Annotated in this window: 7 protein-coding genes; 3 read left to right on the top strand and 4 right to left on the bottom strand. The window is 62.1% G+C overall.

All coding sequences use genetic code 11. From position 1 onward, the window contains the following. Nucleotides 1-18 precede the first annotated feature (18 nt). From ACNPN0_RS18555 to sdhC, 4 genes are all read right to left on the bottom strand, one after another. Complete coding sequence (locus ACNPN0_RS18555) at nt 19-801, bottom strand: succinate dehydrogenase iron-sulfur subunit (protein WP_105661693.1); 783 nt, start codon at nt 799-801, stop codon at nt 19-21. Beyond that, complete coding sequence (gene sdhA, locus ACNPN0_RS18550; protein ID WP_448937556.1) at nt 801-2,588, bottom strand: succinate dehydrogenase flavoprotein subunit; 1,788 nt, start codon at nt 2,586-2,588, stop codon at nt 801-803. Before sdhA ends, ACNPN0_RS18555 begins: the two co-directional genes overlap by 1 nt. Before the next feature lie 61 nt (nt 2,589-2,649). Continuing rightward, nucleotides 2,650-3,093, bottom strand: a complete 444-nt coding sequence (locus ACNPN0_RS18545) for a succinate dehydrogenase hydrophobic membrane anchor subunit (protein ID WP_105661695.1) — start codon at nt 3,091-3,093, stop codon at nt 2,650-2,652. Between the two features lie 3 nt (nt 3,094-3,096). Then, a complete protein-coding gene (sdhC, locus tag ACNPN0_RS18540; RefSeq protein WP_388025151.1) occupies nt 3,097-3,510 on the bottom strand; it encodes a succinate dehydrogenase, cytochrome b556 subunit in 414 nt (137 codons plus the stop codon). A 246-nt stretch (nt 3,511-3,756) separates the two neighbouring features. On the opposite strand from sdhC, the gene ACNPN0_RS18535 reads away from it, so the two are divergent. The 3 genes from ACNPN0_RS18535 to ACNPN0_RS18525 all read left to right on the top strand — a co-directional run bounded on the left by ACNPN0_RS18535 (nt 3,757) and on the right by ACNPN0_RS18525 (nt 7,591). After that, the gene (locus ACNPN0_RS18535) at nt 3,757-4,872 is read left to right on the top strand and encodes a mannose-1-phosphate guanylyltransferase (protein ID WP_448937557.1); all 1,116 of its coding nucleotides are present in this window, start codon (nt 3,757-3,759) and stop codon (nt 4,870-4,872) included. Nucleotides 4,873-5,018: 146 nt separating this feature from the next. After that, nucleotides 5,019-6,215: an amidohydrolase gene (locus ACNPN0_RS18530; protein ID WP_400342533.1), complete on the top strand. Its 1,197-nt coding sequence runs from the start codon at nt 5,019-5,021 to the stop codon at nt 6,213-6,215. Between the two features lie 287 nt (nt 6,216-6,502). Then, nucleotides 6,503-7,591: a BMP family lipoprotein gene (locus ACNPN0_RS18525; RefSeq protein WP_105657428.1), complete on the top strand. Its 1,089-nt coding sequence runs from the start codon at nt 6,503-6,505 to the stop codon at nt 7,589-7,591. Nucleotides 7,592-7,627 lie beyond the last annotated feature (36 nt).

Raw genomic sequence — 7,627 nt, 5'->3', positions numbered from 1 at the left:
CCCCCCCTCAGCGCGTCCTTAGACGGTGCGCGCCAGAATTGCCTGCTTGACCTCGGCGATAGCCTTGGTCACCTGGATGCCGCGTGGGCATGCTTCGGTGCAGTTGAAGGTGGTGCGGCAGCGCCACACGCCTTCCTTGTCGTTCAGGATCTCCAGGCGCATGTCGCCTGCATCATCGCGCGAGTCGAAGATGAAGCGGTGGGCGTTGACGATCGCGGCCGGGCCGAAGTACTGGCCATCGGTCCAGAACACCGGGCAGGAGCTGGTGCAAGCAGCGCACAGGATGCACTTGGTGGTGTCGTCGAAGATCTCGCGATCCTCGGCGGACTGGTAGCGTTCCTTGGTTGGCTCGTGGCCCTTGGAGATCAGGAATGGCATGATCTCGCGGTAGGACTGGAAGAACGGTTCCATGTCGACGATGAGGTCCTTTTCAAGAGGCAGGCCCTTGATGGCTTCAACGGTGATCGGCTTGGAGGTGTCCAGGTCCTTGAGCAGGGTCTTGCAGGCCAGGCGGTTGCGGCCGTTGATGCGCATGGCATCGGAACCGCACACGCCGTGGGCGCAGGAGCGGCGGAACGACAGCGAGCCGTCCTGCTCCCACTTGACCTTGTGCAGGGCGTCCAGCACGCGGTCGGTGCCGTACATGGTCAGCTTGAAATCTTCCCAGTATGCGTCCGCAGTAGCCTCTGGCAGGTAGCGGCGAACGCGCAGGGTGATGTCGAAGCTCGGGATCTCTCCGCCGCCGCCAACGCCTGGCTTCAGGTCGATCTTTGACGGTGGTTCTGGCAGTTCGGTGCTCATTAGTACTTACGCTCCATTGGCTGGTAACGGGTAAAGACCACTGGCTTGGTCTCCATGCGGATGCCCTTGATGTCCTCGGTGACGGCTTCTGCGTCACGGTAGGACATCGAGTGCTTCATGAATTTCTCATCGTCGCGGTCTGGGAAGTCCTCGCGGTAGTGGCCGCCGCGGGATTCCTTGCGGTGCAATGCAGCAACGGTGATGACCTCGGCCAAGTCGAGCAGGAAGCCCAGCTCGATGGCTTCGAGCAGATCCAGGTTGAAGCGCTTGCCCTTGTCCTGGATGCTGATGTTCTTGTAGCGCAGGCGCAGATCCTCGATCACGTCGCGCGCTTCCTTCAGCGAACGCTCGTCGCGGAATACCTGGACGTTGGCGTCCATGGTCTCCTGCAGGGTCGAGCGCAGGTCCGAGACGCGCTCGGTGCCGTTGCCGGTCAGCACGCCGTCGATCTGCGCGGTGACGAATGCTTCCGGGTTCTCCGGCAACTCGACGAAGTCGGCGGTCTTGGAGTACTCGGCAGCGGCAACGCCGGCGCGCTTGCCGAACACGTTGATGTCCAGCAGCGAGTTGGTGCCCAGGCGGTTCGAGCCGTGGACCGATACGCAAGCAACCTCGCCGGCAGCGAACAGGCCAGGAATGACGGTGTCATTGTCCTGCAGCACTTCGGTGTTGATGTTGGTTGGAACGCCACCCATTGCGTAGTGCGCAGTGGGGTAGACAGGCACCGGATCGGTGAATGGCTCGACACCCAGGTAGGTGCGGGCGAACTCGGTGATGTCCGGCAGCTTGGATTCGATGTGCTCTGGTTCCAAGTGGGTCAGATCCAGCAGCACGTAGTCCTTGTTCGGGCCGCAACCGCGGCCTTCGCGGACTTCGTTGGCCATCGCGCGGGCCACGATGTCACGTGGTGCGAGGTCCTTGATGGTCGGCGCATAGCGTTCCATGAAGCGCTCGCCATCCGAGTTGCGCAGGATCGCGCCTTCGCCACGTGCACCCTCGGTGAGCAGGATGCCCAGTCCGGCAAGGCCCGTTGGGTGGAACTGGAAGAACTCCATGTCCTCCAGCGGCAGGCCCGAGCGGAAGGCGATGCCCATGCCGTCACCGGTCAGGGTGTGCGCGTTGGAGGTGGTCTTGAAGACCTTGCCGGCGCCGCCCGAAGCGAAGATGACCGACTTGGCCTGGAAGACGTGCAGTTCGCCGGTAGCCAGGTCGTAGGAGACGACGCCGGCAACGCGCTTCTGCTTGTAGGCGGTGCCGTCCTCGCGGTAGGCGTCCTCTTCGACCATCAGCAGGTCGAGCACGTAGTACTCGTTGTAGAACTCGACGTTGTGCTTGACGCAGTTTTGGTACAGGGTCTGCAGGATCATGTGGCCCGTGCGGTCAGCTGCGTAGCATGCGCGTCGCACGGCGGCTTTGCCGTGGTCGCGGGTGTGGCCGCCGAAGCGGCGCTGGTCGATCTTGCCCTCTGGGGTTCGGTTGAATGGGAGGCCCATCTTCTCCAGGTCCAGCACGGCGTCGATGGCTTCCTTGGCCATGACCTCGGCTGCGTCCTGGTCAACCAGGTAGTCGCCACCCTTGATGGTGTCGAACGTGTGCCACTCCCAGTTGTCTTCCTCGACGTTGGCAAGTGCTGCGCACATGCCGCCCTGGGCCGCACCGGTGTGCGAGCGGGTTGGGTAAAGCTTGGTTAGCACTGCGGTGCGTGCGCGCTGACCGGATTCGATCGCTGCACGCATGCCTGCACCACCGGCACCGACGATAACAACGTCGTACTTATGTACCTGCATTCTTGATGCTCTCTTTTCTAAAAATCTGTGTGGCTATTGGCTGGAACTAGGGGAGTTCCAATTAGCACTGCGGCAGCTGGCTGCCGGCGACGCATGGATCGAAGGTGAAGATCACCAGGGAACCAAGCACGATGATGAAGATCGTGGCGACGTACAGGATGCCCTTGAGCCATGCACGGGTAGCGTGCTTCTCTGCGTAGTCGTTGATGATGGTGCGCACGCCGTTGGTGCCGTGCAGCATGGCCAGCCACAGCATGGCCAGATCCCAGAACTGCCACAGCGGCGAGGCCCACTTGCCGGCCACGAAGCCGAAGCTGATGCCGGAGATGCCTTCGCCGACCATCAGGTTGGAGATCAGGTGGCCGAAGATCAGGACGATCAGCACGACGCCGGAGAGGCGCATGAACAGCCATGCCAGCATTTCGAAGCTTCCGCGGGACTTTGGTCCGCGCTTGTACTTTGGATCAATGCGCTGGCTGCGAGGAGCAGGAATAGAAACGCTCATGGCTTAGTGGCTCCCAAATGCGATCGACAGGTGACGGATGGCGAAGCCCGCAAAGACGATGACCCAGAGGATCAAGACGCCCCAGAGCAACTGGCGCTGGTACTTGGTACCCTGCTTCCAGAAGTCGACCAGGATCAAGCGCAGACCGTTGAATGCGTGGAAGAGGATTGCTGCAACCAGACCGGTTTCACCAAGTGCCATCCACGGGGTCTGGTAGGTGCTAATGATTGCGTCGTAGGCGCCGGCATCGACACGGACCATGGCCGTATCGAGCACGTGCACCAGCAGATAAAGAAAAATAACGACACCGGTGACTCGGTGTCCCACCCAGGACCACATGCCTTCATGGCCGCGGTATAGGGTGCCTGACGAAGTCTTCGACACTGAACTAAACCTCCAAGGCTCGCAACGGCGCATGTGTATATTGCACACAATGAGATTTGACGCACTTGTGCGAGCGTTCCTTGTGCGAGTCTAAACCACTTGGCTAGCTCCAATCTATTTCGTGTCTCGTTCCTGTGAGCATGTTCACCGAAAAGGGGTAATTATGCGCTAAAAGGCCGAAATCCCGCCCGTAATACCTCATGCGATGTTTTCGTATTTAAACTGTTGCACAGGTTTCAATGGACAGGATTATCCACCGAATGAATTAGTCTGGAAGGCGTGAATGCAGACCTATTAGCCCGATTCCACGGCGTGATCCCCGCCGGCGGCGTCGGCACCCGATTGTGGCCCCTCTCCAGGGCTTCCGCTCCGAAGTTTTTGCACGATCTGACCGGCTCCGGATCCACGCTGATCCGCGCCACCTATGACCGTCTGGTTCCGTTGGCCGGCGAACGGATCATGGTGGTCACCGGGCGTGCGCACCGCGGAGCCGTAGTGTCCCAGCTGCCCGAGCTGTGCGACGAGGACCTGGTGCTCGAGCCGGAGCCGCGCGACTCGGCCGCCGCCATCGGCCTGGCCGCCGCGATCCTGTACCGCCGCGACCCGAGCATCATCATGGGCTCCTTCGCCGCGGACCAGGTCATCGAGCCGGTTGAGGTGTTCCAGGCCGCGCTGAGCGAAGCGATCCACACCGCTGCGACCGGCAAGATCGTGACCATCGGCATCCACCCGACGCACCCTTCCACCGGTTTCGGCTACATCCAGACCGGCCAGCCGCTGGAGGTGCCCAATGCGCCGTCGGCGCGCGGCGTGGTGCAGTTCGTGGAGAAGCCCGATGAGGACACCGCCCGCAAGTACCTGGCCTCGGGCGGGTTCCTGTGGAATGCCGGCATGTTCGTCGCGCCGGTGAGCCTGATGCTCAAGCACCTGGAAGCCAATGAGCCGGCGCTGTACGCGGGCCTGATGAAGATCGCCGATGCCTGGGAAACCGATCAGCGCGAAACCGTGATGCGCGAAGTCTGGGCCGATCTGCCGAAGATCGCCATTGACTACGCGGTGGCCGAGCCGGCCGCCGCGGCCGGGGACGTCGCGGTGATCCCGGGCGTTTTCAACTGGGACGACGTGGGCGACTTCGCCGCGATCGGCCGCTTGAACAAGGCCAGTGCCGAGGAGGGCATCATCAACCTGGGCGGCGAGTCGGTGCGCGTGTATGCCGACAGCGCTACCGGCGTGGTCTATTCGGACCGCCCGCGCGTGGTGGCCCTGGTCGGGATCGAGGATGTGGTCGTGGTGGATACCGCCGACGCGTTGCTGGTGACCACCAAGGAGCATGCGCAGAAGGTCAAGCAGACCGTGGAGGCCTTGAAGGCCGACGGTGCTACCGAGGTGCTCTAGCACAGCAGGATTGCGAACGGGGCGAGCTGGCCGGCAATAGGTCGGCGCGCCCCGTTTCCCTTGCCTGATGTTGCGCAATGCGCCCGAACATTACGGAAAACTGTCATTTTCTGCACCGTGCCGAGTATCTTCAAAAGGTGTCCACCGTGAATGAAAATGGCAATCCGGCTTCCGTCAGCGACTTCACCGAGCCGCTGATCGACCAGCTGATCGGCTTCCGCAGGGAACTGCATCGCAACCCGGAGCTGTCCTTTGCTGAGCACCAAACCACCGAGCGGATTCTCGAAACCCTGCGCGCTGCCGGGCTGGCGCCGCAGAAAATGGCCGACACCGGCGCCTTCGTGGACATTGGCGAAGGGCCCATCCGCATCGCTTTCCGTGCCGACATCGACGCGCTGCCGGTGGTGGAGGAAACCAACCTGGAGTTCGCCTCGATGACCCAGGGCGTGGCGCACGCCTGCGGCCACGACATCCACACCACCGTGATGATCGGCGTGGCCTTGGCCCTGGGAAGGATCCATGCCGCCGGCAAGCTCGATGGCTGCGTGCGGGTGATCTTCCAGCCCGCCGAGGAGAAGCTTCCCGGCGGGGCGCTGTCGGTGATCGAGCAGGGCTTGCTCGATGGCGTGCCGCGGGTGCTCGCGCTGCATTGCGACCCGCGGATCGACGCCGGGCATATCGGCACCCGCATCGGCGCGATCACCTCGGCCAGCGACACCATCCGCATCGAGGTCAACGGCCGGGGCGGGCACACCTCGCGCCCGCACCTGACCGAAGACATCGTTTTCGCGATGAGCCAGATCGCCACCCAGGTCCCGGCCGTGCTCGGACGCAAGGTCGACGTGCGCTCGGCCGTCTCGGTGGTCTGGGGCCAGATCCATGCCGGCAGCGTGCCGAACGCGATCCCCGCCACCGGATACCTGGCCGGCACCATGCGCTGCCTGGACGGCGATGTCTGGTACGAGGCCGGTGAGCTGCTGGACCAGGCCGTGCGACAGATCGCCGCTCCCTACGGAGTGGAAATCAAGCTGCAGCACACCCGTGGAGTGCCTCCTGTGGTCAACGCTCCGGCGGAGACCGCATTGATCGAGGACGCCGCGCGCCGCGAGTTCGGGGCCGAGGCCATCGAGCTGACTCCGCAGTCCATGGGCGGGGAGGACTTCGCGTGGATGACGCAGAAGGTTTCCGGTGCGATGCTGCGGCTGGGAACCCGCACCCCGGGCGGCAAAACCTATGACCTGCACCGCGGGGACTATATCCCGGACGAATCGTGCATTGGCGTGGGGGTTCGCATCATGGCGGCCGCCGCCATGCAGGCTGTGCGCGAGGCGAACGCCAAATAGGGCGTTGGCCACATCAAGCCCGAAAGTTTTTAACATTTCTTTGACGCTTTAACAATTCGGTCAGTGACTTGGGCATTGGCGTTAAGCGCTTGCCGTTTTGCGGCCCGTAAGTTATCTGTTTGTAATCTTTATCGTCTTTACCTGTGACATATCTCCGATAGGCTATGGAAACGATGGGAATGCTATGACTTTTGGTGTGCTCGAGTAAGGCCTAGGCAATGAAGCCTTGCACGAGGGTCAGGTGTCTTGCCTCCCGCATTATCTCGCAAGATTCTTTGGAGGAACAGATGCGCTTCGTATCGCGCAAGACCGGTATGGCTGCAGCCATGCTCGGCATCTCGGCATTAGCTTTGAGCGCCTGCGGCGCTGCACCGGAAGAGACCAGCTCGGCTGGCCAGTTCCCGGACTACGTTGGCTGCATTGTGTCCGACTCCGGTGGATTCGACGACCAGTCCTTCAACGAATCTTCCTTCCGCGGCTTGAAGAACGCCGAGAAGGACCTGGGCATCCAGACCAAGGATGCAGAATCCAAGTCGAACGCCGACTTCGCGACCAACCTCAACGGCATGGTCAACGCAGGCTGCGACCTGACCGTCACCATCGGCTTCCTGCTGGGCGACGCAACCGCTGAGGCCGCCGCGGCCAACCCGGATAAGAACTTCGCCATCGTCGACTTCCAGTACGAGAAGCCGATCGAAAACGTCAAGCCGATCATCTACGACACGGCCCAGGCTGCCTACCTGGCAGGCTACGCAGCAGCTGCCGCATCGAAGACCGGCACCGTTGCCACCTTCGGCGGCATCAAGATCCCTACCGTCACCATCTTCATGGACGGCTTCGCTGACGGCGTTGCCAAGTTCAACGAAGACAAGGGCAAGGACGTCAAGCTGCTGGGCTGGGACAAGAAGAAGCAGGACGGCACCTTCTCCGGCGACTTCGAGAAGCAGGATAAGGGCAAGCAGATCACCAAGAACTTCATCGCCTCCGGCGCTGACGTTGTCATGCCTGTCGCCGGCCCAGTGGGCAAGGGCGCTGGCGCTGCAGTGGTCGAGGCCAACGACGGCGGCAAGGAAGCCAAGCTCGTGTGGGTCGACTCCGACGGCTTCCTGACCGCTCCCGACTACAAGGACGTCATGCTGACCTCGGTCGTGAAGACCATGGACACCGCAGTCGAAGATGTCATCCGCACCGACGCCGAGGGCAAGTTCGACTCGACCCCGTACGTGGGCACCTTGGAGAACGAGGGCGTTGCACTGGCACCGTTCCACAACTTCGATGAGGAAATCGGCGAAGACACCAAGAAGGAGATCGATGCCCTGAAGCAGCAGATCATCTCCGGTGAGCTGGAGATCGAATCGGCCTCCAGCCCCAAGTAGGTCTAGGCAAACCAGCCATGGAGCGGGGGGCCGCTC

It is taken from the genome of Glutamicibacter sp. AGC84, assembly GCF_053543575.1.
This window is presented reverse-complemented; position numbering and strand designations above follow the sequence as displayed.